Source organism: Enterococcus sp. DIV0755f (assembly GCF_051713725.1).
Taxonomy (GTDB): Bacteria; Bacillota; Bacilli; order Lactobacillales; family Enterococcaceae; genus Enterococcus_D; species Enterococcus_D casseliflavus.
Genome location: NZ_JBIOQL010000001.1, coordinates 122,798 through 148,707, shown reverse-complemented (window position 1 = coordinate 148,707; position 25,910 = coordinate 122,798). Strand labels below are relative to the sequence as shown.

Genomic DNA, 25,910 nt, shown 5'->3' with positions numbered 1-25,910 from the left:
TTTCGGTACGCTCATAAAAAGAGTACCAGATAGGGACGAGGAGGGGAAAAAGAAAGCTTAGTGAAAAGGGATACATGGTAAAAATTTAACCAATTACTAAACTTTTCTAGGTTTTAGGTGGTCGTTTCTGTGCTTTTTCTCAAATTTATTGGGTGATCGTTTGCCAGCTTTCCAGTAGTTCGCTTAAAAGCGGGACGACCGTTTCTGCAGGGGCTGCCTCTTTTTGGACATTGGCACTGACTAGCTGATCGTACATATAGCCATACAGCTGATCGAGATCTTCTGCAATAGCGCCACCTTGCTCACGGTCTAAAGAGACCCGTAATTCCAATAAAATATTCTGCGCCTTGACAAATTGCTGATGAGCTTGGCTCAACTCTTCTTTTTCCAATGCGATCACTGCTAATTTGATATTTTTGATCGCTGCTTGCAACAGCATTTCAATCAGTTTGTTGGGGGAAGCACTCATTACTTGGTTCTGCAAATAGTTGTTTTGCATTTTTTGATAATTCATCTTTTTTTCCTCACTATAAATCAAATTCGACGAAGGCAGCACTGTCTTCTTGCTGCAAATACGTTTTGACAAGATTGTTTTTGCGGTTCAAACGCCCCAATTCTTGTTTGATCTCTTGCTGCTGGGCTTTGACCTGGTCTAAGAACGCTTGATACGCTTGGATCACTTGTTGCGCCAATGCACTGGTTTGTGGACTATGGCTCTGTGCTTCTGCTTGCATGGCTGCTATGACCGCTGCATTGGCTGCCATCAAACGACTGGCTTCTTCGCTGTCGCCGCGCCATTGGGCAAAACCAGTTAAAATCTGATTCAAACGTTCATCTAATGATACGTGTGGCTCCATAGGTTGTTTCCTTTCATGTTGACGAGGGTTTCTTATGCGAATGAAAAATGACTGCTTTAATCGGCTATCCTGCCTAGTTTGACGTATTGGCAAACTGATTGCTTAGGTAGCTCAGCTGATTTTCAGCCTCCATCATCACGGAGTCTAACTTGGTAAACATTGTGATGTAACGCTCTTTTTTCATTGCTAAAATATCATCAAACCGTGTGATCTGCTTGTTTAAATCCTTGATGGTACTGTCATAGGTCGCAGATTTGGTGGCAATGATCCCTTTATTGGCTGAAGTATTGACGACATAGCTGTTGGCTAATTCTTTTAGGGCTAGTGTATAGCCAGTCTCTTTCGTGCTCGCAGTGCCATCAGCTTCTTTGGTTTTCGTACTTGCATAAAAGAAAGACTTCACAGCAGCGGGATCTTCCGCTAAGGCTTCTTTTAACTTTGTCGTATCCAATCCCAATGTACCATCATTATCGACTGTGGAGATGCCTAGCTTATTGGCGGTCAGCTTTGAGCCGCTGACGGCTGGAATGGTGATCAAATTTCGCAATTGGGTCTGTAGACGGGTCAATGCACTGTCTCCCACCAAGGTCCCCGTCTTGTTGTTTTCACTACTAGGATCTCCCACGGTCAAATTGTCGCCGATAAAACTCATCAAGCTATTGTATTGATCCACTAATCCTTGCACTGCATCAACGACTTTCGAGGTATCATTGGCTAAAGAAAGCGTCACATGCTCCTCGCTTTTTTTCGCTAACGTCAGCGTGACACCATCGATAACATCCGTCACACTGTTGCTGTCGCGAGTGATCTTCATGCCGTCTAGCTCAAAAATAGCCGGTTGGCCTTGCGTCGTTGTCGCAGTTGAACCGATCCCTAACCCTTCGGCAGCATTGCCGTCGATCAAGAAATTTTTGTCGCCCATTTTGGTGTTCGTTAAAATCAAACGGTTATCCACGATGCTCGCCGCGACGAAAGTCGACTTGCTTTGGCTATTGATCTTGGCTGCCACATCTTTTAAGCTGTCTTCGGCCGTGATCTCGATCGAAGCGGTGATCGGTTTGCCATCTTCATCGACTTCCGAACTGGTCAATGACAGCTGACCACTGACATTTAGGGCCGTTTTGCTGCTTTGAGCTACTTGACTCCCCGTCACCTTCGTGGCTGTTGCTAGTTGGTTGACTTTTAGATCATAGGTGCCTTCTGGAGCTTCCGTTGTTCCTGCAATTGAAGCGATGCTGCTATTGGTGGTCGTCGCTTTTTTCGTTTGATAAGCATCATCTTTTTGTAATGCATCGACTTTTGACAAAAAGTTAGTCAAGCGAGTGCTGATATCACTCCACGCCGTTTTTTGTGCTTTAAGCGACGTGATTTTATTCTCAGCGCGGGTCTTGTTGATCGCATCTGCCGCCAATAATTTTTCAATATCTTCTGAAGTCACGCCAGAATAACTCCCTAGCGTTGTACTGATTCCTGAACTGCTGGTTACACTTGCCATGTTTTCATCCCTTTCGATCGACCGCGATGCCCATGTCATCCCATATTTTCCCAATCACGTCTAGCATGTTGGCGGGCGGGATCTCTTTGATCACTTCGTTGGTCTGCATATCCACTAAACGCACCATCGTACGCCCTGTGCGCGCATGTACTTCATAAGCCAATTTCATATCTTTGCCAAGTAGTCGCTGATTCACTTCCTCCACGGAGGCTGCGATCTTGTGCTGATCGGCTACTGAAAAATAGTGGATCGGCGGTTCAGTGGCCACTGTCTGTTCCTTTTTCTCCGCCAGTTTCCCCTCTTGGTGTTGCGGCTGAAGGTTGGCGTTCTCTTGATCTAGGGATTCGATCGGACGTGCTTTAGCGACCGATGCAACGGCTTCGATCGGGTGTATTCCTGACATTGGCTGAATATCCATCAGAGCTTCCTCATTTCTAAGCGTTTTTGTGCTGCTATGTAAAACACAAGAACTGCGCTTCCCCTAGGCAGTCCTTGTGTCAGTGGTTCACTTGATCAAAAATTATCCTTGTAACAAGCTCAATACGCTGTTAGGCATTGAGTTTGCTTGTGCCAACATTGAAGTTGCTGCTTGAGAAAGGATGTTGCTCTTCGTAAAGCTCATCATTTCTTGCGCCATATCAACGTCACGGATACGTGAGTTTGCTTCAGATAGGTTTTCTTGCGTTGTACCTAAGTTGTTGATTGTGTGTTCTAGACGGTTTTGCGCCGCACCAAGATCCGCACGTTGTGCAGAAACTGCTTTGATCGCTTCATCGATTTTCGTAATTGGGTTGTTTTCAACGCTGACAGTTGCCGCTGCTGCTTTGCCTTCATCAGAAGCGGTAAATGTTGCTAAAGCATCATCGTATGTTTTTTGAGCCTTTGCTTTTTCTGTATCATCCGTCTCTGATTCGATGGCTGTTTTTAATTCAGCAACTGTTTTACCAGCTGCCGCATCAACTGTGCCGTCCGCTGCATATTTTGTTGTAGTATCTGCTTCGAAGGCAGTCGCTACTGCTTTATCTTTTGCTGCAGCAACAGCTTTGGCATCGCTTGTATCAATGGCTTGTGTTAAATCTAAGCCTTTTACTTTCAAGGCAGATGAGCTCATGTTGTTGATCGAAACGCTCATTGTTTGGTTTGCGTTGGCACCGATTTGGAAAGTGAATGATTTCGCATCGTCGCCTTCACCAGTTAACAAGCTTTTTGTATTGAATTCAGTGGTATTGCTGATACGGTCGATTTCATCAGACAATGCGGTGTATTCTTTGTTGATCGCACTGCGGTCGTCATCACTTAACGTACCATTTGAACTTTGAACCGCAAGATCACGCATACGGCCTAAGATGCTGTGGGTTTCATTTAATGCACCTTCTGCTGTTTGGATCAATGAAATACCATCTTGTGCGTTGCTTTTTGCTTGTGACAAACCGCCGATTTGGCCTTTCATTTTTTCAGAAATTGCTAAGCCAGCTGCGTCGTCCCCAGCTTTGTTGATGCGTAAGCCTGAAGATAATTTAGACAAAGAATTGCTTTTAGAAGCATTTGCTGCCGTTAGGCGTGAGTAAGTATTCAATGCTGAAACGTTTGTATTGATTCTCATGTGTAGTTCCTCCTAATTTTTATTCGCTAAGGTTTCCCTCTGCTACTATTTATCGGAAGAAACCGTTCAGGGTTAAGCCTTTTTTCTAAAAAAAATAAAAAACTTTTGCTCTCAGCAAAGAACAAAAGTTTTTGGGTTAATTTAAATAATCTAGAATGGACATCTGCATGATCTTTGTTCCCATCGCTAATGTTGAACGGTAGGCAGTCATTTGATTTTGATATTCCATATACTTTTCCGCAATATCGACGTCTTGTTTGTTGGACAGTGTTTCGGTCAAGTTCAGCTTTTCCGTCTCATTTCGATCAGCTGCCGCCTCCAAGCGATTGTAGAGGGTGCCGATCTGCGCCCGTACATTCACCACATTAGTGGCATGCTGGTCATGAGCGGTTAAAAGCTCGCCCCCTAAGGCATCTTTATCATCACTGCGCAATGCAGACAACAAATCATTGAAATAGGTGCTTAAATTTTGGGGATCCGCAGTGGTGCCCGTCTCGTTCATCAGACGATCACCGCTGGCTAACAGATCCACTGAGACCCCATTTGCGATTTCTCGCGGCAAGTCTTCGCTGGTGCCATTGTATTTGATACCGACGATGGCGTCATTTTCTTTGACGATCTCAAAAGGCGCCGTCGTCGTATTCGTTCCGCTAAATAGATAGCGGCCATCAAAGTTGGTGTTTAATGATTCAACGATGCCTTCGATCTCTTGCTCGATCTCTGAACGATTTGCCCCTAATTCCTCACTGCCAGCTGTCGCATTGGCAGAAGATTGAACCAACGAGCGAATCCGCAGCATCGAAGTACTGACGCTTTCTAAAGCAGAATCTTGGGCTTTTGTCCAAGAAATACTGTCTTTGATCGTATTGTTGTAAGTTTTGTTTTGATTTAACGACACATTGAGATCCATGATTTTTGAAACCAGCAGCGGATTATCCGAGGACTTGCTGACTTCTTTTAAGCTCGATAGCTGATTCAACGTGGATTGGACTTTGGAGGCGTTGGTTCCTAGATTTCGTAAAAAATCATTGTAGGTGATTGAATTGGAAATACGCATGGTCTACACTCCTGTTCGATTGATCAATGTGTCTAACATTTCAGAAACGACCGATAATATGCGGGCATTGGCCTGAAATCCTTGTTGGAAACGAATCACATCTGACATTTCTTCATTTAATGAAACCCCAGACACCGATTGATTTTTGTATTCTAGTTGATTCAGCAGCGACAATTGGGCACTGACCGTATTGTCGGCTTGCTGTTTTGAGATTCCGTTTTTGGTGACGATGCTGTTAAAATAACTGCTGACACTCATGCCCGATGCTGCACTAGCAAACGTCAATGTCTCAGAATCAAAAGAAGCGATCGTCTTTTCTGACAACGGGAAATCCAATTTGGCACTGCTGAGTTTCGCCATTGCAGCAGCTCTTGAACCATCTCCTGCTGCATTGCTCGTTCCGCCGGTCACCAGACTTGGGTTATCTAACAGTGCTTGGCTGACCCGAATCGTCGTCGCTGTGCCGGTATCATCTTGGCCGATCTCAAATAGTCCGCTTGTGCGAGAAGCGCCGCCGGTAAAGACCATGTTCATGGCTTGCGCGATCGTCGTCGTAAAGTTGTTCAATTCCGTCAAGCGGCTGCCGATTTCACTAGATGATGCTTGCAGGCCACCAATCGCGCCTTCTTTGATCGGCAATTCTGTATAGGCGGTTTCGCCATTGTCGGTGGTTTTCGTCAACAAGACGGTTCCAGCTGGATAAGACCCTGTAATGGTTTCGGCAGGATTCAAGGCGTTGCCGTCTTTGGAAACCAAGGCGCCTGTGTCGCTTTGTCCCACCACCACACTAAGGGTATTGCGTTCCTCCGCACTTAAAATCGTCTGTCCGCTCATAGATACAAACCCACGGCCATACTGATCGGTCTTGGTTTCGATCCCTGCTAGACCCGAGAGATCTTTCAACAGACTGTCTCGACGATCTAAAAGATCATTGGGTGTCTCACCACTCGTCGTCAACCCATAGATCTGTTCATTCAAGGATTGCAGCTGTTTGACCTTCTCATTGAAGTCCAGCGCGGATTTTTCGATGGTATCCAGCGTATCGCTTTGCAGCTGCGTCATTTGTTTGCCCATTTGGTTGATGGTATCGGCAAACGTACTGCTGTTTTCCAGCACAAGGGTCTTAGACGTATCCAGTTCAGGATTGTTGGCTAATGCGGTCCAAGAATCAAACATCGTTGCCAGCTGTTTGGACAGTCCATTGTCAGAAGGCTCATTCATTAAACTTTCCAGCTGTCCTAATATGTCTGCTTTTTGTTCATAATATGTATAGGTAGAATTGGCATTGCGTACTTGTCCAATGACAAAATCATCGACGATCCGTTCGACACTGCCGACTTTCACACCCATACCGATGCTGCCGACACCCGCTAAATGATAAGACGCTTCGGCTTGCAAGTTGACTCGTTGTCTTGAGTAGCCGTCTGTATTGGTATTTGCAATGTTATGGCTGCTGGTTTGCAACGCTGCTTGATTGGCGGTCATGCCCCGGGTTGCGGTGCCTAATGAACCAAATAGTCCTGTCATAGAAGTACTCCTTACATTTTTTGATCGATGATCGCTGTTGAGACAGCTTGTTTTTCTTGGTATTTCGAATACGTATTTGCCGGTGTCTTGATATTTTCTTTGACTGCATCCATCAAAACAGTTTGGAAACTAATGGCTTGCTCCGTCAGCAGGAGATTTTCGGCTTGCTGCACTTGGATCTGGCGGATGAGTTCTTTGATCGTCACTGAAAGAGTTCCTTCATACGTGGAAAAAACGGGTACGAAGGCGGTTTTTTTCTCGACGAGTTCTGGTAATTTTTCTGCTTGATTTTTGATCAAGCAGGTCTTTTCTTTTTGCAGCAACCGCAAGAACTGCTGAAGCTGACGCTCAAATTCCCGTTCTGTCATCTAGTCGACCTGCTTTTCATCTTGTTGCAGCATTTTATCTGCGATCGTTTCGGCAGATACTTGGTAGGTGCCTTCTTTGATCGCTCGTTTCAATTCTGCCACTCGCTCACTGCGACTGGCTGTTTGATTGGCACTCTTTTGAATGGCTTGAGCTGTTTCGGACAATTGAACATCGACGGTTTTTTCTGTCTGAGCAGCAGATGGCTTTTCTTGTTTGACCGCTTCACGTTTGATGGCCTTGTCGCTGTATTCTGCGTAACCTCTTTCGATTTTCATAGGTTCTCCTCCGTTCTCATTCTTCTACCCTCTACTATCGGTCAAATCACAAAAAAGTTAAACCCATATGTTTAACTTTTTGCGATTTCTTCAAATTAATGCAAATTATGGATGCGTTGTTTTTGCGAAAGAATGTTGGTGATCCGCACACCGAAGTTTTCATTGATGACCACGACTTCCCCAGTGGCGATCAGCTTGCCGTTCAACAAAATCTCTAGCGGTTCATCCGTCAGTTTTTCCAGCTCGATGACGGACCCCGTATTGAAAGATAAAATGTCCTTAATAGTTTTTTTGCTGCGGCCTAACACGACACTTAGATCCAATGGCACATCAAGAATCAAGTCCAAATTATCCCCATCGCTCACACCGCTGGAGGCTAATGTTTGAAACGCAGGTTTGCTGACTTCCACGGGCTTTGATGCAGCCGCTGGTTCTGGCGTAGGCGCAGCAACGGGTGCCGTTGGCTGCGGTGTTGGTGTTTCCCGAGTAACGACAGTCGCTTCGTCTGAGAGCATCGCACTGGCGATATCGTTGACCACAGGATCCGTAAAGATCTGCATGATTTTGCTTTCGATCAAACCTTCGACGCGCAAAGAAAATGAGATACAGTAAATCTCTTCCTCTGCCTCGATCCCGCTATACTCAATGTTTTCTGGTGTCTCCCATAGTTTGACGATCGGCGGCAAGATATCCACTTTGCGGCTGATCATCGTTGCCATCGAAGTCGAGGCAGTCCCAATCATTTGGTTCATAGCTTCTGCCACAGCACTTAGCTCTAATTCCGTAAATTGAGTGTTGCTGGTTTCACCAGTTCCACCCATCATCAAATCGGCGATCACGATGGCATCTTTGACTTCTAATAGCATCAAATTACTGCCTAAAAGGCCTTCTTTAAATTCAACTGTCGTCGCTACTTTTGGTGCAACGAGGTCGTTTAAGATCTCACCAAATTTGATTTTAGACACCCGGGGAGTCGTGATGCTGACCCGACGATCAAGAATGGAAGACAACGTCGTCGCCGCTTGCGACATGGAGATATTGCCAACTTCGCCGATAATGTCGACTTTGACTTGCTCTTCTAATCCTTGTGGCTGGGCTGGGGCACTTTGATTCAACAATGCATCGATTTCTGCTTGGGATAAACGTTCACTCATAGTTCTTGCTCCTCTTCTAACTTGTCTAATAATTCAATGGCTAAACGGTCCTCTTGCTTCCCAGGTTTTGCTCGGAAGTAAGGTTTTCCATCGATGAAAGTCTCCAATGGTTCAGTAATTTTTTTGTCTAGTTTGATGACATCGCCTTCTTCTAAGTGGAGAAACTCAGAAAGACTCATTTGAGCATGGCCCAGCAGAACTTCTAAATTCAAACCGACGCCATTCAAACTTTTTTGCAACTCGCGGCTATCGTCTTGGTTGACTGGCTGATTGCTATCAAACCAATTGCGGAAACTTAATTTATCAATGATCCCTTCAAAGAAGACATAAGGGATACATAGATTGATAAAATGTTTCACTTCAAAAATTTTGATAGTAAAGGTCACTAACACGACGGGTTCGTTGGGCGACATGTTTTGCATCAATTGCGGATTCGTATCGATTCCATCCAAAACCGAATCCAAGGCAACGATGTCCTTCCAAACATTTTGGTAGACCCGTACAAATTGTGCCACCACTTCTTCCAAGATTGCTGTTTCAATATCAGTAAAACTTTTTTTCTCGCTAAAATCCATTTCGATCGGCTTGTTTTGATAGACATCCAAGCCGCCGCACAACAACTCCACCAACATCATACACAGTTGTGGGTTCATCTCGATCATTTGAATCCCGCTCAAAGGCTGCGAATGAAAGAGCCCCAACAAAGTAAATTTTGGTATCGAATGGATAAATTCGTCATAACTGACTTGTTCGATAGCTGCCAACTGCAAAGAAACATTGGTCCGCAGTTGGGTAGAAAGCATGCTACTGCTCATCTTCGAGAAATCCTCGAAGATCATGTGCAGGGTATTGACGTATTCTTTCGACAGCTTTGTTGGTCGGCGAAAATCGTAGGCTTTCACTTTGGCTTGTTTGTCTTCTATCTCAATAATTTCTTGATCGATCTCTCCGCTGCTCATCGCATTCAACAATAAATCAATCTCTTGCTGCGTCAATACCTGATCCACACTAATCCCCCATTTTTTTAAAAAATCATGTGATCGATTTGAATCACACTGGCTACTTTTTCACCGATCGTCACGACCCCAACGGCATGTTCTGTCTCTTGATTGCTTAGTTGGATATCGTCTTCGGTGATATCAAGAACTTCAATTACTTCTTCTACGAGGACCCCTTTGGTCTCCTCTTGCTTCTTCATGATCAATATGTTTTTTTCGTAGGCTGGTTCCATGATGGGAATCAATTTTGCCAAACGAATCACCGTTACGACAGACCCCCGCAGATTGATCAACCCTTCCACCCACTCTGGTGCTAAGGGCACCTTCGTAAAAGAAGGGGCATCAATGACCTCGTCCACCGAGTCCGCCGAGATCAAATAGTACTGCTGAGCCATTTTGAAAAGAATCATCTGCATGTCGCTATCCTCCTAGGCATTAGGCAAAGGCTTTGTCGATGGCAGTGATTACGCGGTCCGTGTCAAAGGGCTTCACGATAAAGTCCACCGCACCGGCGCGAATCGCATCCATCACCATTCCTTGTTGTCCCATGGCACTGCACATTACGACTTTGGCCTGCGCATCAAACGTGCGGATCATTTTTAATGCCTCTAAGCCATCCACTTCTGGCATCGTGATATCCATGGTCACTAAGTCTGGTGTCGTTGCTTGGTATTTTTCAAAAGCCTCTTGGCCATTTTGGGCTTCCCCCACGACTTCATAGCCGTTTTTTTCTAAAATATCCTTTAATTTCATGCGCATAAATACCGCATCATCCACGATCAATACTTTTTTTGACATTGTATTTGCCCCTTTCAAATTCCTAATGAATCAAATATGTTTTCTAGTACACCGATTTCTGGAATCAAAAATAACGATGCCTCTAATGTTTCTTTGGCGTAGACGAACTCATTACGGATCACCATCACCTGCTCATCATACTGGGCCATCGCCAAATAGATGGAGCTGATCGCTGCGCCAAAGAAATCATAGCTGGCGCTTGGTAAAGACGCACTCAGCTGGGTTTCCAACAGTTGCCCGATCGCGATCAAAAAAGAATTGGTAAGGATGTTGGTCAACTCGTTGATGACCGATTGCTTCAATTCTTCAGACGGATCGCTTTCTTGGATCATCAACTGACGCAATTTTGCGGCGGATTCATCCGTTAAGACAAACAAGAAGATCCCTCGAAATGCCCCTTCGATCTGGCTCATCACCACATGAACTTCTTTGTCTTCCGCCATGATCTGCTGATACAGGTCCTCATACGCTAGAATCTCGACTTCCGGTACCCGCATATCGATCGGTTGTTGGACGAGCTTTGATAAACTAGTCGCAGCGTGACCACCGCCGATATTGATCAGTTCTTTTAGGCCATCGATTTGCAGCGCTGTATAGCTCATAAGCGGTCATCCTTTTTTTCCTGACAGATGGCATGAATGTCTAGGATCAGTGCGATCGAGCCGTTGCCCATAATCGTTGCCCCTTGATAGCGATTCAGCTTTTGCAGCAGCGGATCGATTTTCTTGATGACGATTTCTTGCTGGCCGATCAGCTCATCTGCCAAAATGCCGTGAAATTGCTGGTCATTGTTGACGATGATGGCGAATTTTTTCTCAGATGGATCGCCTTCGATCGCTAAGAGTTGATCGGTCCGAACCAAGGGAATCAACTCCTCTTGAAAACGATAGACCTCATCTGAGACCGTCTGGATGATCTCTTCTTCTTTGACCATCACCACGCGTTCGACGAGATTTAATGGGATCGCAAAGGTTTCTGCTCCGACGCGAACCATCAACGCTTGAATGATCGATAGAGTCAATGGCAATTTGATCACAAACTGCGTGCCTTTATTCGGCTGGCTCTTCATTTCGATCGTGCCCCCTAGTTGGGTGATCTTCGATTGCACGGCATCCATCCCGACACCGCGCCCAGAAATGTTAGTCACTTCTTGCGCCGTTGAAAAACCAGGATGGAAAATCAGCTGCTGCAACGCTTCATCGGAAAGACCTTCCGTTGCTAAGCCTTTCTTTTCAGCACTTGCTTTGATTACTTGCGGATCAAGGCCTTTGCCATCATCCTCTAAAGTAATGATCACGCGATTGCCTTCTTGATAGGCCGCCAAGCGAATCGTGCCCTTGCGCGGTTTGCCCAGTTTTTCCCGAACATCGGGTGCTTCGATGCCGTGATCGACAGAATTACGTAACAGATGGACCAGAGGTTCGCTCAACTCAGAAACCACTGTTTTATCCAATTCCGTTTCTTCCCCAAAAATGACAAGTTCCATTTCCTTTTGCAGTTCATTGGATAAGTCCCGAACCATTCGTGGAAAGCGACTAAAGACGACATTGACTTGCTGCATGCGGATCCGCAAGACCAAATCTTGCAGCTCAGAGGTCAATCGCGAAACTTGCTCTAAGGGGTCTTTGACTGCTTCGATGTTTTCCCGCTCACTGACATCTTCCAATTGATTGCGATAGACCACCAATTCGGACACGAGATCCAAGAATGAATCTAAGCGATTCAAGTCGACTCGGATCGATTGATTTTGGGCGGACGCATGATGCGCGGGCGCCGGCGATTTTTCTTTCGTTTCTGTTGTCGCTTGCTGAAGAGCAGAAGTCTCTGACTCTGGGGTCGGCACTGGTTGAAGCAGCTCTTCTGCCTCCTCCAACACAGCAGCTGAAGGATCAAACGGTGCCACCACGAAGGCTTCGATCTCACTGTTGCTGGCGATGTTTTGCTCGACATCAGCCAGTGTTTGCTGCGTCAAATACAGCAGTGAAAAATCTGATTCAAAGGTGCCTTCTTCAAGTGTTTGGGCATCTGGTTCTGTATAGAGAACATCCCCTGCTTGGCCAAGCTTTTCCATGATCAAGAAGGCACGAGCACCTTTTAACATGGATTGGGCATCTAAGCGAACAGCAATTTGGACCGCTTGATAGCCATCTCCAGCCGCTTGCTCGATCACATACAGATCAGAAGGATCGATCTGTTGAAGCTGTGGGGTTAACGCGCCCACTGCGGTGGGGTTTTGGCTTGCTTCTGTCTCGGTTGATATACCGCCAGAATGTTCCGTTTGGTCAAGTTCGGCCAATAAATCGGCAATTTGAGCTGGCTGCAGGTCGCGTTCTTCCCGCAAGTCCTCCACAAGTTCTGACAGACGATCCAGACATTTGAAAATCAATGAGATCGATTGCTGGGTCACTTGCAAGGTCCCAGTTTTAAATAACTCAAAAATATTTTCCATTTTATGGGTCAGCTGCGTCATGACGTCATAGCCCATCGTTGCCGCCATCCCTTTAAGGGTATGGGCAGAACGGAAAATATCATTCAGCAAGGCGCTATCTTTTGGATCGTTTTCCAATTGCAAGACATGATCATTCAACTGCGCTAAATGATCGTCTGTTTCTTCAAAGAAAAGGGTACGATAGACACTATTGTCATCCAAATGGGTCCCTCCTTTACAAAATTATACTTTTTGATAGATAAACGAATCGATTTTCTTGAGACCGAATTGTTCCGCAAAATTGATCGTTTCTGTCGCTCCCGTAAACAAAATGCCCCCTGGGACCAATGCATCGCTGAATTTTTGATAGACGGCATCCCGAGCATCGCTTTTGAAATAAATCGTCACATTGCGGCAAACGATCACATCAAAAGGCCCATTGTACGGGTCTTTCAAAAGATCGTGTTGCTTAAAATGAACCCGCCGTTTGATTTCCGCTTTGATCTGATACTGGTTCTTTTCTTTTGCATCAAAAAAACGGGTACGTTCTGCCGCTGAGACATTCCGCAATTCATGGTCTCGATAGAGTCCTTGCTTGGCTTTTGCCAAAATTTGCGTATCGATATCGGTAGCCAAGACATTGGCTGCGGCAATTTGGTTTTTTTCTAGCAGCATCGCGATCGTATAGGGTTCTGCCCCAATCGAACATGCGGCACTCCAAATTTTGGGCAGCGTGGTTTTCGGGAGAACAATGGTTTTCAAGACGCGTTCAAAGGCGTCAAACAGTTCTTTGTTGCGATAAAATTCCGTTACGTTAATGGTGATATGGGCTAAAAAAGCCGCCCGCACCCCGTCATCGCCTTCGATCAATTGCTGGTACTCCCTCAACGTTTTTGCCCCGCTGTTTTCCATGATCGTAAGAATGCGGCGCTGCATTTGATTTTCTTTGTATGCGGCTAAGGGAATCCCTAATCGGCGATCCACCCACGCATTAAATAAGGCAAATTCTTCTTCCATCTTCTTCACCTGACCATCTGTGCAATTTTTGCTTCAATGCCCTGCAATGGCAGGACTTCATCTACGACTCCTTGTTCAATGGCATACCGCGGCATCCCAAAGACTGTACACGTTTCTTTGTCTTGAACGATCGTATAGCCCCCAGCCGCTTGGATCTGTCGTAAGCCAGCGGTGCCGTCTTTTCCCATCCCCGTCAAAACCACTGCCGCTAGTTGCGGGCCATAGTAGTCAGCTGCTGAGGAAAAAAGATAATCGACGGTTGGCCGCGTCCCATGCCGTTTTTCTCGCTGGTCCAGCTGCAGGTGCCCTTGTTGGACCGTCATGTGGTAATCCCCTGGACAAAGATACACTTGATTTTCGATCCGCATGCCGTCGACTGCTTCTTGTACTCGGACGGTTGTCTCTGTGTCTAAGCGTTTTGCAAAGGAAGCCGTGAAGCCCGCTGGCATATGCTGAACGATCAAAATCGGGCAACGCAAACGTGCAGGCAGACGGCGAATAATTCCCAGCAAAGCACGGGGTCCGCCTGTTGAAGCACCAATGACTAGCGCATCAAGTGATACCGGCAAGCTGTTTTGTGTCAGCTTAGTGGGCTGGGCAATCGTTGGTACTGGCGGGTGAACCGTACCAACTTCATGATCCATCGCCAAAATCTTTTGATGAAATTCAGCGATCCATTCTTTTTCGATCATCGATAGACTGACGGGTTTTTCCACAAAATCTCGGGCGCCAAGCGCCAATGCCTCAATCGTGGTTTCTTGATTGGTTAATGAACTAAGCATGATGACGGGAATGGCTGATTGCTGTTTCATCCTCCGCAAGGTCTCTAATCCGTTCATCACTGGCATCTCCACATCCATTACTACCAAATCGATCGCTTCTTTGGTCAGATAGTCCAATGCTTGTTTGCCATTGCGGGCAGCGACGGTCACCTCGATATCAGGCAGCTGATTCAATAAATCTGTCACTACTTTCCGCATGAATGCCGAATCATCGACGATCATTACTTTTTTCATGTCCCTGTACTCCTTTTACAAATAAACGATTTCTTGTTTGACTTGCCGAACCATGGTCTTGAAATCCTGAAGATCTACGATCATCGTTCGACCAGCGCTGCCGCCAACATGTTTGGCTACGATCGGAATGTTTAGCCGAGCCAAGACTTCCTCGACGGCTTCAATATTGCGCTGGCCAATATTGCTGGCAGCGTTAAGCGTCTGGAACTGAAACATATTGGCGCCGCCAACGATTTTCGCTTGAAAGCGAGGCCGACGGATCTTTTGTTCCAGCTCAGCCACCATCGCTGGCAATGCCAAGTCCGCAAACTTCTCGGGCTTGATTTCCCGCTTGTGCAAAAAAGGCTGACTATCTGGCAGCATAATATGACTCAAGCCGCCGATATGACTGGCTTCATCGTAAATGATCGTGCCGATGCAAGAACCTAAACCCACCGTGATCAAACGCGTCGGCGCTTGGGCGATCTTATACTCCGAGATCCCCACATGCAGTTCCTCATTCACGGTCATCATTGTCATGGTCATTGACGGCTGCCAATTCCTCTGTCTGATAGGCGTCTAACTCCGCCGTCATCTCAGCGGCTTGTTCATAGCTGAAGAGAAACGGCAGCTCCAATGCCAGCACAAGTTCATCGTCTTTTTTCAGAAAGGCTTCGATATAGTTTTGCTTGAGTCCTGATGTATTTAGTTCCGCATTGCTAGGACTTTCAACTAGCGGTAAAATGCCGACGATCTCTTCCACGTAAAGGCCGATCGCCTGCTCTTGCCAGTGACACAACAAGACCACATTTTGCCCAGTTTCCGGTGTAAATTCATCAAACAGCTTTTTGCGGATGTCAATGATCGGCACCATTGCCTCTTCAAAAGGCTGGATCCCCAGCACGAAATCCGCCACTTCCGGCAGCTGTGTAAAAGAAGCAGCCTCAATGACCCGTACCACATAGTCGATACGCAAGGCAAAGAGTTGTTGATGACTTTTAAATACAACGTATTGTTCCATTGGCGTCACTGCTCCTTTTTAGAATTTGAAACTATCCACTTGGAATTTAAGGATAGTGGCGATCGTTTCGATCTCTTGCACATTCCGTTCAAAGTCTTCGATGACTAAGTAGAAGTCTTCTAAGTTTGCCGTTACTTCTTGGGTGCCGGCAGAGGTTTCCGAAACAGCAGCCGAAATGTTGCTGACGGAAACTTGAACCATGTCTTTTTTCTCAACGATCCCCGTAATATGGGCTTCCACGGCTTGAATACTTGAAACCAATTTTTCGACAATATCAGAGATCTCATTGGCTGACTCGATCGCTTTGTTGATATTGTTGGTTTGTTTTTCGCCGCTTTCAAAGGAATCCGTCACTGCAGAGACCACTTTTTCCGATTTTTTGCGGATCGTTTCAATGATCGAACGAATGCTTTTCGTTGATTGACTGCTTTGTTCCGCCAAGCTGCGGACTTCTTCCGCAACGATGGCAAACCCTCGGCCCGCTTCTCCAGCTCGAGCTGCTTCAATGGATGCATTCAATGCCAGTAAGTTGGTCTGATCAGAAATGTCATTGATCAGCTGAACGATCTTACCGATGCTTTGGACATCTTCGTTCATGTCGTTCATGCTTTCTACTAATTCTGCTTGGTTTTGCCGTTCGATCTCCCAGCTTTCAAACACATGGAACATCATTTCTGAATTGTGGACATTGCTGCTTTGGGATTGACCGACATAGCCGTTCATCAATTCGATCTCTTTGTGGATCTCTTCGATACTTAAGGCTAGCTCGTCCATATCAAAGGAGGTTTGTTCCGCTTCGGAGGCTTGTGAACTAGTGGCATCTGCGATGGCATTCATCGTCTGACGCACATTTTCAATTGAATTTTTGGCATTTTTTGAGGTTGTCGTTAGGCCGCCTACCATTTTTTCCATTCGGCTGCTTTCTTCGTGCATGCCAACGATCACCGCTTTGAAGGTGTTTAAAACCCCTTGAAAACGATTTTGAACTTGCCCAAAAAGAGAAGTCTGGTCGCTGCTGCCGATCTCATCGATATGCGACAGATCGCCAGAACCGACTGCTTCTAGTTCTGTCAATAACGTATCCATGCCCGAATGGGTCTCTTTTTTTACCAAATAGGTCATTCCTACTAACACTGCGATTTCTAGCAGCAGTACGATTACTGAAAAAATAAAAAAACTTTTTGCTGCTTGTCCGTCTCCGTGGGTGCGGATCACGAAGAAATAGCATCCTAATAATACGATCAGGGTAAATCCTAGCGGAATCAACGCCGCCAAGCGGATTTTTTTGATGATAGCTTGTACCTTCTTCTTCATAACAGTATCCTTTCCTATGCAAAATGATCAGTCGTGCTGTTTATCAAGATTCGCTCTTCACTTGATAATCGTTGGGTCACTCCTTCTTTATCCGATTATGAAAACAATCTTCTAGTTCTTTAATCGGATCTTTTGCTAGAAAAGTTAAGCATCTTCACCAGACATATGTATCTTTTGGATCAGCAAAGCGCGTATAGCCGCCTTGATATTCATCACGAACCAAGCGACCGTTTTGCAGCTCGACCACCCGATTACGGACCGTATTGACCATCGTGCTGTCGTGAGTCGCCAAGAGGATCGTGGCACCGACTTGATTGATCCGCAAGAGCAGTTTCATGACTTCAACGGCTGATTTCGCATCCAGATTGGCGGTGGGCTCATCGGCGATCAAGACTGCTGGCTCTGTGACGATCGCCCGCGCAATCGCTACTTTTTTGCGCTGTCCCACGGAAAGCTCTTCAGGATAGTGATCCTTTTGAAGAAACATGCCCACCAGTTGCAGTGCTTTGGCGGTTTTTTCCTGACGCAGCTTGCGGGGAGTGCCTAGTACTTGCAGCGCATAATCGACGTTTTTGGCAACCGTCAGATAAGGAAGCAAAAGGTCTTCTTGTCCGACGATACCGACTTGTCGTCGAACCATATAGAGATGACGGTCTTTGAGTTGTTCCAACAAGACATTGCCGACTTGGATAGAACCAGCCGAAAGCTCTTCTTCTTTCAAGAGTAATTTGAATAAGGTCGATTTGCCCGCACCGCTGGGACCCACCACATAGATAAATTCTCCTTGAGGGATCGCAACAGAAATATCGGCCAATGCCAACGTGCCATTGCTGAATTTTTTACTGACCTTGGTTAAGCGAATCATGTTCTTTCTCCTCTAATCTGTAAAACGATTGATCACGGACCACATCTCATCGGCTGTCTGCATGGCTTTCGTGTTCAATCCATACGCACGCTGGGTCGTTAACAAGTCTGTCATGGACGTCGCTAGATCCACTGTCGACTGTTCTAACTGTCCTTGCAAGACGCTGCCAAAGGCTGCTGGATTGGTTTGCGAAGTAAGCAACGCTTGATCACCGGCACGATACAGTTGGTTGCCCACTGGCGTGATGTTTTCTGTATTCGTCGGCTGATAAAGGGTCAGCTGTCCCAACACGCGAGTCTGACCATTTTCTTCCGTCGTCAGCTGACCGCTGGCATCTATTGCGATTTGCTGCGCATCTGGCCACTGAGGGGTCGGTACGTTTGTGGTCATTGCCACAGGGTACCCTTCACTATTGACTAATTGCTTGTTCTCACTTAAATGAAAATTGCCTGCTCGACTCAGCAGCAATTGACCAGTTTGGTCCCGGACCCCGAAAAAGCCATTGCCTTGGATCGCGAGATCTAATGGCTGAGTGGTGCCCGCCAGATTGCCTTGGGCAAAACTGGTAGTCGTAGTCGCTTTTGCCCCCATTGACGCACCATATTGGGCGGCGTTGCCATTAAATAGCGTTTCTTCTGCACCGATGGCATTTTCCATCAATGCTTGAAAATGGGTCGTTTGTGCTTGGTAGCCATTGGTATTGACGTTGGCGATGTTGTTGGCTGTCGTGTCTAAGTTTGTCTGCAAATGATTCAACCCAGAACGGCTGATTCCTAATAATCCACTGATATTCATTGACTCATCCTCAAATCTTTCCTAATTCGTTGACCGCTTTTTGCAATGTCTGATTCGTTGAACTCAAGGCTTTCTGATTGGCTTCAAATTCGCGAGAAGTCTGGATCATCGCCACCATTTCATCGGCAACCGCTACATTGGCTTGTTCTAAGGCACCTTGCTGGATCACGGGTGCATTCACCGTGGTTCCTGCTGCGTTGCTAGTCACATAGTTTTGACCAGCTGTAGTCAATGCTTCTGGGGGGAATGTTTGGATCTGAAAGTTCGCTGGTCCCAAGGCGCTGACTGCTTGTCCATTGGCACCCAAGACAAGATAGCCTTCTTGTGTCACGTATTGATTCTGCTGATTGACGGTAAAGTCGCCATTTCTCGTATACAACCGCTGCCCCGCATTGTTTTGAACGACAAAGTATCCTTCGGAAAGCAGTGCAAAATCGCTGGCTTGTCCCGTCTGTTTGACGGCGCCTTGGTCTTGACTGATGGTACTGCCTGCCAATTGGGTCCCTAAAGACAATCCACCGATATCACGGCGGGTATCCGCATTGGGCCCGCTTTGGTAATTATGCAATGCGACTTCATCTAGCGCCGACTGGAACAAAGTTTTTGCTTGATACCCTGTTGTATTGACATTGGCAATATTGCCGCTCGTCGTCTCTTGTCGCTTTTGTAATAATGAAATGTTCCGTGATAAGACATCCAATCCTCGAATCATGCCAGTTCCTCCTCAATCAATGTGCGCAATTTGGCAATCGTTTTGCCATGAATTTGTGAAACTCGCGGAATCGAGACTTCTAAGATTTCAGCGATTTCTTTTAACGTCAGTTCTTCGGTATAGTACAAACTTAAAATCAATTGTTCCCGTTCCCCTAATTTTTTGATGCACGCCACCAAGGCGGTGCGTTTTTCTTCAGCGACCAAGGTATCTTCGACATTTTCGGCTGGATCCCGAACCATATCTTTTAAGGTCATGCCTTCTTCTTGGTAAGCAAACAAGGTATCTTCCAAAGAGACGCTGGCTAAGTAGTGCAGACTCTCATAAATATCCGCTAGTTGACTTTGGTTGATTCCCAGCTGTTTGCAGATCTCGGTGTCGGTCGCTTCTCTTTTGAGGCTTTGCTCCAACTCTTGCCGTGCTTGATAAAACTGATTGACTGCCGCCATTTTGTATCGGGAGATTTTGGCGTGCTTGCGTACTTCATCAATAATTGCCCCTTTGATGCGAATCGCTGCATAGCTTTCAAAAGGAACTTTTTTTGAGGGATCGAATTTCCGCAAGGCATCCATCAGCCCAATCACCCCAATATTATAGAGATCGCCTGATTCATAATCGGCGGTTTTGATAGACAGGCGCTGAACCACCCGTTCCACTAGCGGCAGATACTTGATGATCTCCGCTTCTCGATCGACTTCATACATCGGCGATGCCCCTTCCTAAGAAAATTCTGCTTAAATGTCAATACTGCCCACCGTTTCGATCGCAATTTCATTGGGAATCTCATTTAGAGAAAGAACGGCGATATCTGGAAAATTAAAAACGATCATTTTTTTGAATGCTAACCGGATCTTAGGCGATGCCAGAATCACGAAATTGATATTTTGAGCGATCGCCGCATGTTGGATCCCACTGATGGAATCCAACAGCTTGGTCACGGTATCTGGTTTTAAGACCGGGTACGAGCCAGTTGCGGTTTTTTGGATACTTTGAGCGATGATTTCTTCTAGTTTCGGCTGGATCACCGCCACTTGCAGCTCGTGGTTCTCATTAGCATACTTGGCAGCGATCGTCCGTTTCAATGCTTGGCGGACATATTCTGTCAAAACTTCTACGTCTTTCGTGACAACGCCGTAATCGGCTAAAGTTTCTAAGATCGTTGCTAAGTCATTGATGGGAATTTGCTCATCCAATAAATTTTGTAAAACTTTTTGGACCTCGCCGAGCCGTAAAATATCGGGGATCAATTCATCGATCACGACATTGTACTGCTCTTTGATGCCCTCCAATAATTTCTTGACTTCTTGGCGACCTAACAGCTCTGGTGCATGGGCATAGATGATTTCTTTTAAGTGTGTTGCGATCACGGTCAACGGCTCGATAATCGTAAACCCTTGCAGATCCGCCATCTCCTTATCGGATTCATCAATCCACATAGCATCCAGATGAAAGGCTGGTTCTTTTGTTGCGATTCCTTGAAAAGGAAACGGCTCTTCATTCGGACTGATCACCATGACTTTATTCGGGTAAATATCGCCGCGGCCGACTTCGTTGCCGCGGATCTTGATCACGTAATCATTGGCATCCAAGTAGAGGTTGTCGCGAATACGAACGGGACTGACTAAGATCCCTAATTCTCTAGCACTCTGTTTACGGATCGCCACGATGCGGTTCATCAAGCTGTTGTCGATCGAACTATCCACGATAGGGATCAGACCATAACCGATTTCCACTGAGATTGGTTCCACTTGGAAGGAAGCCACGGAATCGTCTTCTTCCTGTGCTTCTTTTTTGCGTTCCAGTGCCAATTTTTGTTCCCATTGTTTTTGTTCCACTCGCTGCTTTTCTTCTTTTTGCGTCACCAGAAAGCTGGCTGCAAAAAGGCCTAAACCAATCAACACAAAAGGCACAAACGGAAACCCAGGAACTAAGGCTAAGACGAAGAGAATCGCCCCCACGATCCGAAACAGTTGGGGATTACGCATCACATCTGCCGCAATATCCAAACCAAAGGAACTATCGTTATCGGAACGAGTCACGATCACCCCAGAAGCAATCGAAATCAATAAAGAGGGAATCGAGCTGACCAAGCCATCCCCGATCGCCAGTTTCCCGAATTGGGCGAAGGCTTCCATGACGGTCATTTGTCCCCCCATGGAGAAAATGATCGCCCCGCCGACTAAATTGATAACAGTGATCAAGATCCCTGCGATCGCATCCCCTTTGACAAACTTGCTGGCACCATCCATCGAACCAAAGAAATCAGCTTCTCGCTGCAGATCTTTTCGTCGTTTGCGGGCATCCGCTTCCGTGATCAAACCGGCATTTAGGTCGGAATCGATCGCCATTTGCTTGCCGGGCATCGCATCCAATGTGAAGCGAGCAGTCACTTCTGAGACACGCCCTGCACCATTGGTCACGACGACTAGCTGAACCACCATGATGATCACGAACAAAATGATCCCCACGATGTAATTGCTGCCGGCAACGACATTGGCGAAGGCATCGATCACGTGTCCACCATTTCCTTGGGTCAAGATCAACCGTGTGGAAGATAGGTTCAAACCTAAACGAAACATCGTTGTGATCAGCAGCAAGGTTGGAAACGTAGTGAATTCCAACACTGATTTGGTAAACAGGGTGATCAGTAAAATGTTGATCGCGATCGTCAAATTGATAATGATCAGAATATCTAATAGTGCACTCGGTAATGGAATAATAATCAAACCAATAATAGCTAGGACGATCACCGAGATTAAGATATCCGCCAGACCAATGCCTTTTTTCGGTTTTGAGGCAGCCTCATTCATTTTTGTTCCTCCTGTTTCCTTAAATCTTGCCGCGTTGGCTTTCTTCTAACTGATAGACCAAAGCGATGATTTCGGCAATGGCTTCATACATCTCAACCGGGATCAGATCCCCGGGTTCTACTTGGCGATAAAGGGCTCGTGCCACTTCACGGTTTTCGATCTGTGGAATATTTTCTTTCAGTGCTTCTGCTTTCATCCGCTGCGCCAGCTGATCTGCCCCTTTGGCCAGGACCCGCGGCACCCCTTCACTACTGGCATCGTAACGAATCGCAATGGCGAAATGGGTCGGATTGGTGATCAAAACCGTCGCTTCTTTGACGTTGGCGATGGCATTTTGGGTCATCGCACGGTACTTCGCTTTGCGCTGTGCTTTGACTTGCGGATCACCTTCCATTTGCTTGAACTCTTCTTTGACTTCCTGCTTGCTCATCATCAAGTTCTTACGATGGCTATAGCGTTGGTAGCCGTAGTCGACTACGGCCAAAATGATCAAGAAAATCGAGATCTGTAAAAACAATTCTTTGGCCCGCAGCAGCATGAACAGGATCGTTTTTTCCAACCCGACTTCACTCAAACCCAGTAAAACAGGGACGGCGGCTAAAAATTGTTGGTAGCACAAGTAGACGATCACGCCGAATTTCGCCAATGTTTTGCCTAAATTCATCAACGAGCGCAAACTGAATTGCTGCTTGATCCCGCTGATGGGGTTCAGCTTTTTAAAGTCTGGCTTGACGGTCTTGCCAGAAAACAACAGACCAACTTGGGCATAATTCGTGATAAGCCCGACTCCGAGCGCGACCAGAAAGACGGGCGCACACAACAAAAGCAGCAGCAAGATACTCTGCACCCCCAGTTTCGGCAGATCCGCCAAACTGGTTTGATAATCAGCCAGCTGCGCCAAACTTCGGGAAAAATAAGGCAAAAAAGAAGCTGCGAAAAACTGCCATAAAGACAGGATCAAAAACGAGAAGACCAATAGCGAAACAGCTGCTGCTAATTCCTGGGTTTTAGGGACCTCCCCGCGTTTGCGGGCATCCCGCAGCCGCTTGGCACTAGGTAGTTCGGTTTTGCCATCTTTTTCTGCCATCTTCTCACCTCCTGCTGGCTACCTGTTACTTTATTGAAAGGACTCGATAAACTCCTGCAAATAGCGGACCGTATCTGGCAAGTGTTTGCCTAAGTACGAAAGAACATTGGGTAGTAGCAAGAGAAACACCACAAAACTGATGGCGGTTTTCATCGAAAGACTCATCATCAAAATATTGATCTGGGGAATCGACCGAGAAATCACACCTAGCACCAGGTCCACCAACAGCAGCGCAATGATCATTGGTGCCGCAAGATTGACTGCCATCACCATCATTTGGCTGAAAAGTTTGACGATGCCTTCAACCGTCGTTCCTTGGATCACCACAGAGCCTAAGGGCACGATCCGAAAAGACAACAGCAGTGCTGTGATCAGTCGATGATGCAGATCAAGTCCAAAAAACACAGCGATCGTCAGCCAATAGTACGTTTTGCCATACTGGGAAGAGGCGATTTGCAACGTCGGATCATAGGCTTGCGCCATCGAAAAGCCTACTTGAAAGTCGATCAGTTGACCCGCAATTTCCACACCAGTAAAGACCAGCTGACTCAAATAGCCCATCGCCATCCCAAACAGTACTTCCTTGATGACGAAAACCGTCAGCATAAAGAGGGAAAGCTCGGGAATCGCAGGTGCCGTCGGCAGACATAGGACCGTCAACGCCATGCCGATCACGATTTTTGCCAGTGACGGAAAATTTTGCTGTGAGAAGATCGGACAAAGGACGACAAACGCCAATATTCGACAAAAAATCAACACCGTCGCTTGAATCGGCGCCATCAGGTTTCCTCCTTACATTGCCGCAATCATCTTGAAGATCATTTTGGTAAAATTCAACAAGAGATTCAGCATAAAATTCCCCGCCAAGATCAAGGTCAAAAAAATCGCTAATAGTTTCGGCACAAAGCTCAACGTTTGTTCTTGGATTTGGGTAGTGGCTTGAAAAATACTGATCACCAATCCAACGAGCATGCCGACCAATAAGGCAGGGCCAGATATCGCTAAAATTCGAAGAAAGGCCTCCCTTAGCACATCAAGTACCATTTCTACTGTCATTTCCTCTTGGCTCCTTTCTTAGCGGCTATTGAAAGCTCTTGATCAGCGACTCCACGATCAGATACCAGCCATCCACTAAAACAAATAGTAAGATCTTGAAGGGCAGTGAGATCATGATCGGCGACAGCATCATCATCCCCATCGACATCAAGATACTGGAGACGACCAGATCAATGATCAAAAAGGGGATAAAAATCAAAAAGCCGATACTGAAAGCCGTTCGTAACTCACTGATAATAAACGCCGGTACCATAACGGTCAGAGGAACATCGTCAGAAGAATGATACTTTTCGGTCTCCCCATCAGCTTCCGCAAACAAGGCAATGTCTTTTTCCCGTGTCTGTACCATCATAAAGGCCTTGATCCGTTTTTCTGAGCGGTCAAAGGCTTCGGCTTGGCTGATCTCTTGTCGATCAAACGGTTCGATCGCTTGCTGGTAGACGTCGGTATACACAGGTTTCATAATAAAAAATGTCAAGAATAAGGCCAACCCGATCAACACTTGATTGGGCGGGTTTTGCTGTGTACCTAACGAACTGCGCACAAAGGATAAAACCATAATGATACGAGTAAAAGAAGTCATCATGATCAGCAAGACTGGTAAAAGGGAAAGCAGCGTCAGCAACAAGAAAGTATTGATCGTATCACTTGAGCCATTCCCATTCGACAATAAATTGTTGATGGTGGAACTGACGTCTTCCGTGTCTAGCGCAAATGCCGTCTGCGGAAGCATCAGACTGCTGAAAAGGACCGCAGCCATGATCTTGATATCTCTGCCTTTGATCTTCATTTTTGCTTGCCTCGTTTTCCAGCAATTTCCGCCTTGGCTTTGTTGAGCCATTCAGAAAAGTCTTTACCAGCTTGCACTTGGGTGCTTTCTAGGCTTTGCTGTAAAAAAGTGGCCGTTTCTTCTGGCGTCAACTCTTTGATGATTTGGTTTTGCTGTTCAGAAAAGCTCATGACATAACATTTGTCCATGATTTGGACGATCCCGATCGAAGACGACTTGCTGACGGCGATTTTTTGCAAAATACGCAGCTGGTGATTGTGCTGGTTCGTGTAACGATTCAAATATTTCAAACTGATGTTGATCAAATAAAGAATAAGCAGCAAAAACCCAATCATTTTGACCAGCGATAAAAATGTTTCCATCAACATGCCTCTTTCTATTGGATCACTAAATCCGTCACATAAACATCCTTGGCGATTTCTGATCCGTATTCCTGATTAATTGTTTCTTTCAATGCTTTTTTTAAATTCGGTACACTTTCGGCGGAGCTCAAAATACCGCTGGCCTTTTGTTGGCGCAATAAATTTACGACGCTGTCACGAATGACGGCCACATTTTTCGTGGCTTCCGCGCTTTTTTCCTCATCTGCCACTAAAATCGAAAAATTGACCTTCATGTATTGCTGCTCTTGGTTGTCTTCTTTGGCCAGATTGACTAAAAATTCATCCAATGCCACGATCGCTTCGTCTGAGGAGATTTTGCTGCTGTCTTTTGCTGTTTCAGCAGCTGCTGTTTTTTCCCCCGTCAAAAAGTGATTCGTCACTAAGGTCCCGCCGATACTGCCGCCGACTACCACGATCAAGAGGATCGGCAGTAAAACAACCATACTCAAGCCTTTTTTCTCTTTTTCTGCTTTTGGTGCTTTTTCTTCTTTTGCCATCTTTCCC

The 25,910-nt window shown here is 46.1% G+C and carries 31 protein-coding genes; all 31 read right to left on the bottom strand.

What is annotated here, in order from left to right; all coding sequences use genetic code 11:
* Window positions 1-145: 145 nt before the first annotated feature.
* A complete protein-coding gene (gene fliS, locus IGI73_RS00710; protein WP_008376567.1) occupies window positions 146-514 on the bottom strand; it encodes a flagellar export chaperone FliS in 369 nt (122 codons plus the stop codon).
* Between the two features lie 13 nt (window positions 515-527).
* The gene (locus IGI73_RS00705) at window positions 528-857 is read right to left on the bottom strand and encodes a hypothetical protein (protein ID WP_005232745.1); all 330 of its coding nucleotides are present in this window, start codon (window positions 855-857) and stop codon (window positions 528-530) included.
* Window positions 858-930: 73 nt separating this feature from the next.
* On the bottom strand, window positions 931-2,352 hold the full coding sequence (gene fliD / locus IGI73_RS00700) for a flagellar filament capping protein FliD (protein WP_195961410.1): 1,422 nt from the start codon (window positions 2,350-2,352) through the stop codon (window positions 931-933).
* Window positions 2,353-2,356: 4 nt separating this feature from the next.
* On the bottom strand, window positions 2,357-2,770 hold the full coding sequence (locus IGI73_RS00695; RefSeq protein WP_438759005.1) for a flagellar protein FlaG: 414 nt from the start codon (window positions 2,768-2,770) through the stop codon (window positions 2,357-2,359).
* Between the two features lie 102 nt (window positions 2,771-2,872).
* On the bottom strand, window positions 2,873-3,955 hold the full coding sequence (locus IGI73_RS00690) for a flagellin (RefSeq protein WP_428206996.1): 1,083 nt from the start codon (window positions 3,953-3,955) through the stop codon (window positions 2,873-2,875).
* A gap of 136 nt (window positions 3,956-4,091) precedes the next feature.
* The gene (gene flgL, locus IGI73_RS00685; RefSeq protein WP_428206998.1) at window positions 4,092-5,012 is read right to left on the bottom strand and encodes a flagellar hook-associated protein FlgL; all 921 of its coding nucleotides are present in this window, start codon (window positions 5,010-5,012) and stop codon (window positions 4,092-4,094) included.
* A gap of 3 nt (window positions 5,013-5,015) precedes the next feature.
* On the bottom strand, window positions 5,016-6,539 hold the full coding sequence (flgK, locus tag IGI73_RS00680) for a flagellar hook-associated protein FlgK (protein WP_438759004.1): 1,524 nt from the start codon (window positions 6,537-6,539) through the stop codon (window positions 5,016-5,018).
* A gap of 11 nt (window positions 6,540-6,550) precedes the next feature.
* Window positions 6,551-6,907, bottom strand: coding sequence for a hypothetical protein (locus IGI73_RS00675; protein ID WP_005232752.1), 357 nt, complete (start codon window positions 6,905-6,907; stop codon window positions 6,551-6,553).
* Complete coding sequence (gene flgM, locus IGI73_RS00670) at window positions 6,908-7,183, bottom strand: flagellar biosynthesis anti-sigma factor FlgM (protein ID WP_005226638.1); 276 nt, start codon at window positions 7,181-7,183, stop codon at window positions 6,908-6,910.
* A 95-nt stretch (window positions 7,184-7,278) separates the two neighbouring features.
* Window positions 7,279-8,337: a flagellar motor switch phosphatase FliY gene (fliY, locus tag IGI73_RS00665; protein WP_005226637.1), complete on the bottom strand. Its 1,059-nt coding sequence runs from the start codon at window positions 8,335-8,337 to the stop codon at window positions 7,279-7,281.
* Window positions 8,334-9,344, bottom strand: coding sequence for a flagellar motor switch protein FliM (gene fliM / locus IGI73_RS00660; protein ID WP_005232756.1), 1,011 nt, complete (start codon window positions 9,342-9,344; stop codon window positions 8,334-8,336). The genes fliY and fliM overlap by 4 nt, the downstream gene beginning before the upstream one ends.
* A gap of 17 nt (window positions 9,345-9,361) precedes the next feature.
* Window positions 9,362-9,751: a chemotaxis protein CheW gene (locus tag IGI73_RS00655; RefSeq protein WP_005226635.1), complete on the bottom strand. Its 390-nt coding sequence runs from the start codon at window positions 9,749-9,751 to the stop codon at window positions 9,362-9,364.
* A gap of 19 nt (window positions 9,752-9,770) precedes the next feature.
* Window positions 9,771-10,133: a response regulator gene (locus tag IGI73_RS00650; protein ID WP_003129084.1), complete on the bottom strand. Its 363-nt coding sequence runs from the start codon at window positions 10,131-10,133 to the stop codon at window positions 9,771-9,773.
* Window positions 10,134-10,147: 14 nt separating this feature from the next.
* Complete coding sequence (locus tag IGI73_RS00645) at window positions 10,148-10,735, bottom strand: chemotaxis protein CheC (RefSeq protein WP_005226634.1); 588 nt, start codon at window positions 10,733-10,735, stop codon at window positions 10,148-10,150.
* Window positions 10,732-12,783, bottom strand: a complete 2,052-nt coding sequence (locus IGI73_RS00640; protein WP_010748546.1) for a chemotaxis protein CheA — start codon at window positions 12,781-12,783, stop codon at window positions 10,732-10,734. Before IGI73_RS00640 ends, IGI73_RS00645 begins: the two co-directional genes overlap by 4 nt.
* A gap of 21 nt (window positions 12,784-12,804) precedes the next feature.
* A complete protein-coding gene (locus tag IGI73_RS00635) occupies window positions 12,805-13,578 on the bottom strand; it encodes a CheR family methyltransferase (RefSeq protein ID WP_128488763.1) in 774 nt (257 codons plus the stop codon).
* 5 nt (window positions 13,579-13,583) lie between these two features.
* On the bottom strand, window positions 13,584-14,594 hold the full coding sequence (locus IGI73_RS00630) for a protein-glutamate methylesterase/protein-glutamine glutaminase (protein WP_016609024.1): 1,011 nt from the start codon (window positions 14,592-14,594) through the stop codon (window positions 13,584-13,586).
* A gap of 15 nt (window positions 14,595-14,609) precedes the next feature.
* A complete protein-coding gene (locus IGI73_RS00625; RefSeq protein WP_005226629.1) occupies window positions 14,610-15,119 on the bottom strand; it encodes a chemotaxis protein CheD in 510 nt (169 codons plus the stop codon).
* Entirely contained in the window at window positions 15,091-15,594 is a 504-nt protein-coding gene (locus IGI73_RS00620) for a chemotaxis protein CheW (protein WP_074535612.1), read from the bottom strand. Before IGI73_RS00620 ends, IGI73_RS00625 begins: the two co-directional genes overlap by 29 nt.
* Before the next feature lie 18 nt (window positions 15,595-15,612).
* On the bottom strand, window positions 15,613-16,908 hold the full coding sequence (locus IGI73_RS00615) for a methyl-accepting chemotaxis protein (RefSeq protein WP_005226627.1): 1,296 nt from the start codon (window positions 16,906-16,908) through the stop codon (window positions 15,613-15,615).
* Between the two features lie 154 nt (window positions 16,909-17,062).
* Window positions 17,063-17,773, bottom strand: a complete 711-nt coding sequence (locus tag IGI73_RS00610; RefSeq protein WP_428207004.1) for a cell division ATP-binding protein FtsE — start codon at window positions 17,771-17,773, stop codon at window positions 17,063-17,065.
* A 12-nt stretch (window positions 17,774-17,785) separates the two neighbouring features.
* The gene (locus IGI73_RS00605; protein ID WP_015508738.1) at window positions 17,786-18,568 is read right to left on the bottom strand and encodes a flagellar hook-basal body protein; all 783 of its coding nucleotides are present in this window, start codon (window positions 18,566-18,568) and stop codon (window positions 17,786-17,788) included.
* A 10-nt stretch (window positions 18,569-18,578) separates the two neighbouring features.
* Complete coding sequence (locus IGI73_RS00600) at window positions 18,579-19,280, bottom strand: flagellar hook-basal body protein (RefSeq protein WP_061053556.1); 702 nt, start codon at window positions 19,278-19,280, stop codon at window positions 18,579-18,581.
* Window positions 19,277-19,984 (bottom strand): sigma-70 family RNA polymerase sigma factor, encoded by a 708-nt coding sequence (locus IGI73_RS00595; protein ID WP_015508736.1) that lies wholly within the window; start codon window positions 19,982-19,984, stop codon window positions 19,277-19,279. Before IGI73_RS00595 ends, IGI73_RS00600 begins: the two co-directional genes overlap by 4 nt.
* Before the next feature lie 30 nt (window positions 19,985-20,014).
* Window positions 20,015-22,090, bottom strand: coding sequence for a flagellar biosynthesis protein FlhA (flhA, locus tag IGI73_RS00590; protein WP_005232779.1), 2,076 nt, complete (start codon window positions 22,088-22,090; stop codon window positions 20,015-20,017).
* 19 nt (window positions 22,091-22,109) lie between these two features.
* A complete protein-coding gene (locus IGI73_RS00585) occupies window positions 22,110-23,177 on the bottom strand; it encodes an EscU/YscU/HrcU family type III secretion system export apparatus switch protein (protein ID WP_428207008.1) in 1,068 nt (355 codons plus the stop codon).
* 30 nt (window positions 23,178-23,207) lie between these two features.
* A complete protein-coding gene (gene fliR, locus IGI73_RS00580) occupies window positions 23,208-23,957 on the bottom strand; it encodes a flagellar biosynthetic protein FliR (RefSeq protein ID WP_005232781.1) in 750 nt (249 codons plus the stop codon).
* 12 nt (window positions 23,958-23,969) lie between these two features.
* Window positions 23,970-24,233: a flagellar biosynthesis protein FliQ gene (gene fliQ, locus IGI73_RS00575; RefSeq protein WP_005226613.1), complete on the bottom strand. Its 264-nt coding sequence runs from the start codon at window positions 24,231-24,233 to the stop codon at window positions 23,970-23,972.
* Window positions 24,234-24,258: 25 nt separating this feature from the next.
* Window positions 24,259-25,023 carry a flagellar type III secretion system pore protein FliP gene (gene fliP / locus IGI73_RS00570; RefSeq protein ID WP_005232783.1) on the bottom strand — a complete coding sequence of 255 codons (765 nt, stop codon included), beginning with the start codon at window positions 25,021-25,023 and terminating at the stop codon, window positions 24,259-24,261.
* Window positions 25,020-25,385 (bottom strand): flagellar biosynthetic protein FliO, encoded by a 366-nt coding sequence (locus tag IGI73_RS00565; protein ID WP_015508734.1) that lies wholly within the window; start codon window positions 25,383-25,385, stop codon window positions 25,020-25,022. The genes fliP and IGI73_RS00565 overlap by 4 nt, the downstream gene beginning before the upstream one ends.
* 14 nt (window positions 25,386-25,399) lie before the next feature.
* On the bottom strand, window positions 25,400-25,903 hold the full coding sequence (locus tag IGI73_RS00560) for a flagellar basal body-associated FliL family protein (protein WP_438759003.1): 504 nt from the start codon (window positions 25,901-25,903) through the stop codon (window positions 25,400-25,402).
* Window positions 25,904-25,910: the final 7 nt, after the last annotated feature.

What these genes read in the sequence shown, in the direction of transcription:
- fliS (WP_008376567.1), bottom strand. Translation starts at nt 514, where the DNA reads ATGAATTATCAAAAAATGCAAAACAACTATTTGCAGAACCAAGTAATG.
- IGI73_RS00705 (WP_005232745.1), bottom strand. Translation starts at nt 857, where the DNA reads ATGGAGCCACACGTATCATTAGATGAACGTTTGAATCAGATTTTAACT.
- fliD (WP_195961410.1), bottom strand. Translation starts at nt 2,352, where the DNA reads ATGGCAAGTGTAACCAGCAGTTCAGGAATCAGTACAACGCTAGGGAGT.
- IGI73_RS00695 (WP_438759005.1), bottom strand. Translation starts at nt 2,770, where the DNA reads ATGGATATTCAGCCAATGTCAGGAATACACCCGATCGAAGCCGTTGCA.
- IGI73_RS00690 (WP_428206996.1), bottom strand. Translation starts at nt 3,955, where the DNA reads ATGAGAATCAATACAAACGTTTCAGCATTGAATACTTACTCACGCCTA.
- flgL (WP_428206998.1), bottom strand. Translation starts at nt 5,012, where the DNA reads ATGCGTATTTCCAATTCAATCACCTACAATGATTTTTTACGAAATCTA.
- flgK (WP_438759004.1), bottom strand. Translation starts at nt 6,539, where the DNA reads ATGACAGGACTATTTGGTTCATTAGGCACCGCAACCCGGGGCATGACC.
- IGI73_RS00675 (WP_005232752.1), bottom strand. Translation starts at nt 6,907, where the DNA reads ATGACAGAACGGGAATTTGAGCGTCAGCTTCAGCAGTTCTTGCGGTTG.
- flgM (WP_005226638.1), bottom strand. Translation starts at nt 7,183, where the DNA reads ATGAAAATCGAAAGAGGTTACGCAGAATACAGCGACAAGGCCATCAAA.
- fliY (WP_005226637.1), bottom strand. Translation starts at nt 8,337, where the DNA reads ATGAGTGAACGTTTATCCCAAGCAGAAATCGATGCATTGTTGAATCAA.
- IGI73_RS00655 (WP_005226635.1), bottom strand. Translation starts at nt 9,751, where the DNA reads ATGCAGATGATTCTTTTCAAAATGGCTCAGCAGTACTATTTGATCTCG.
- IGI73_RS00650 (WP_003129084.1), bottom strand. Translation starts at nt 10,133, where the DNA reads ATGTCAAAAAAAGTATTGATCGTGGATGATGCGGTATTTATGCGCATG.
- IGI73_RS00645 (WP_005226634.1), bottom strand. Translation starts at nt 10,735, where the DNA reads ATGAGCTATACAGCGCTGCAAATCGATGGCCTAAAAGAACTGATCAAT.
- IGI73_RS00635 (WP_128488763.1), bottom strand. Translation starts at nt 13,578, where the DNA reads ATGGAAGAAGAATTTGCCTTATTTAATGCGTGGGTGGATCGCCGATTA.
- IGI73_RS00630 (WP_016609024.1), bottom strand. Translation starts at nt 14,594, where the DNA reads ATGAAAAAAGTAATGATCGTCGATGATTCGGCATTCATGCGGAAAGTA.
- IGI73_RS00625 (WP_005226629.1), bottom strand. Translation starts at nt 15,119, where the DNA reads ATGACCATGACAATGATGACCGTGAATGAGGAACTGCATGTGGGGATC.
- IGI73_RS00620 (WP_074535612.1), bottom strand. Translation starts at nt 15,594, where the DNA reads ATGGAACAATACGTTGTATTTAAAAGTCATCAACAACTCTTTGCCTTG.
- IGI73_RS00615 (WP_005226627.1), bottom strand. Translation starts at nt 16,908, where the DNA reads ATGAAGAAGAAGGTACAAGCTATCATCAAAAAAATCCGCTTGGCGGCG.
- IGI73_RS00610 (WP_428207004.1), bottom strand. Translation starts at nt 17,773, where the DNA reads ATGATTCGCTTAACCAAGGTCAGTAAAAAATTCAGCAATGGCACGTTG.
- IGI73_RS00605 (WP_015508738.1), bottom strand. Translation starts at nt 18,568, where the DNA reads ATGAATATCAGTGGATTATTAGGAATCAGCCGTTCTGGGTTGAATCAT.
- IGI73_RS00600 (WP_061053556.1), bottom strand. Translation starts at nt 19,280, where the DNA reads ATGATTCGAGGATTGGATGTCTTATCACGGAACATTTCATTATTACAA.
- IGI73_RS00595 (WP_015508736.1), bottom strand. Translation starts at nt 19,984, where the DNA reads ATGTATGAAGTCGATCGAGAAGCGGAGATCATCAAGTATCTGCCGCTA.
- flhA (WP_005232779.1), bottom strand. Translation starts at nt 22,090, where the DNA reads ATGAATGAGGCTGCCTCAAAACCGAAAAAAGGCATTGGTCTGGCGGAT.
- IGI73_RS00585 (WP_428207008.1), bottom strand. Translation starts at nt 23,177, where the DNA reads ATGGCAGAAAAAGATGGCAAAACCGAACTACCTAGTGCCAAGCGGCTG.
- fliR (WP_005232781.1), bottom strand. Translation starts at nt 23,957, where the DNA reads ATGGCGCCGATTCAAGCGACGGTGTTGATTTTTTGTCGAATATTGGCG.
- fliQ (WP_005226613.1), bottom strand. Translation starts at nt 24,233, where the DNA reads ATGACAGTAGAAATGGTACTTGATGTGCTAAGGGAGGCCTTTCTTCGA.
- fliP (WP_005232783.1), bottom strand. Translation starts at nt 25,023, where the DNA reads ATGAAGATCAAAGGCAGAGATATCAAGATCATGGCTGCGGTCCTTTTC.
- IGI73_RS00565 (WP_015508734.1), bottom strand. Translation starts at nt 25,385, where the DNA reads ATGGAAACATTTTTATCGCTGGTCAAAATGATTGGGTTTTTGCTGCTT.
- IGI73_RS00560 (WP_438759003.1), bottom strand. Translation starts at nt 25,903, where the DNA reads ATGGCAAAAGAAGAAAAAGCACCAAAAGCAGAAAAAGAGAAAAAAGGC.